The sequence below is a fragment of the Maribellus luteus genome, from assembly GCF_003576475.1.
Classification (GTDB): Bacteria; Bacteroidota; Bacteroidia; order Bacteroidales; family Prolixibacteraceae; genus Draconibacterium; species Draconibacterium luteum.
Genome location: NZ_QWGR01000150.1, coordinates 1 through 609, shown reverse-complemented (window position 1 = coordinate 609; position 609 = coordinate 1). Strand labels below are relative to the sequence as shown.

Here is a 609-nt window from a genome sequence, read left to right as displayed (position 1 = left end):
CTGGCCCTCGCCGACACCTTCCGAGGGGCGGAGGGCGCCGAACGGTTCGCCACCGTGCTCGAACGGCTGGCCGAACAGGTTCGCGAGCGCGCCCTGGCCGCCGCCGCCGTTCGCGCCGGCGTGGCGGTTGATCGCTGGGCCGCCCTGTGGGAGAGGCTGACGGCGCTGCCGGCCGAGGTCGACGCGGTCAATCTGGACCGCGCCGACGCGTTCTGGAGCGTGATCGCCGACCTCAAAGCCGCCGCACGGCTCTAGCCGCCCCGGATCGCCATGCTCATCGACAGCCACGTCAACCTGCACGCGCCGCAGTTCGCCGAAGACCAGGCGGAGGTCATCGCGCGGGCGCGCCAGGCGGGCGTGGCCCTGATGGTCACCATCTGCGACCGCGTCTCGGCCTTCGAGGCCGTGCACCAGATCGCCATGGCCCACGACGACATCTGGTGCACCGTCGGAACACACCCGCACGAAGCCAAGGAAAATCCGGGCCTTATGGCCGAAAACCTGATCGCCCTGGCGCAACGCCCCAAGGTGGTCGGCATCGGCGGGGCCGGGCTCGATCTCTATTACAACCACAGCCCGATCGCCGTGCAGGAAGCGGTGTTCCGCCAG

Annotated in this window: 2 protein-coding genes; both read left to right on the top strand. The window is 70.3% G+C overall.

What is annotated here, in order from left to right; translation table 11 throughout:
* Positions 1-255 (top strand): hypothetical protein (locus D1614_RS25860; RefSeq protein ID WP_206610175.1); only part of this gene is annotated, 255 nt, incomplete at its 5' end.
* Positions 256-270: 15 nt separating this feature from the next.
* Positions 271-609: TatD family hydrolase (locus D1614_RS24310; RefSeq protein WP_175579314.1), on the top strand; the 339-nt coding region annotated here is incomplete at its 3' end.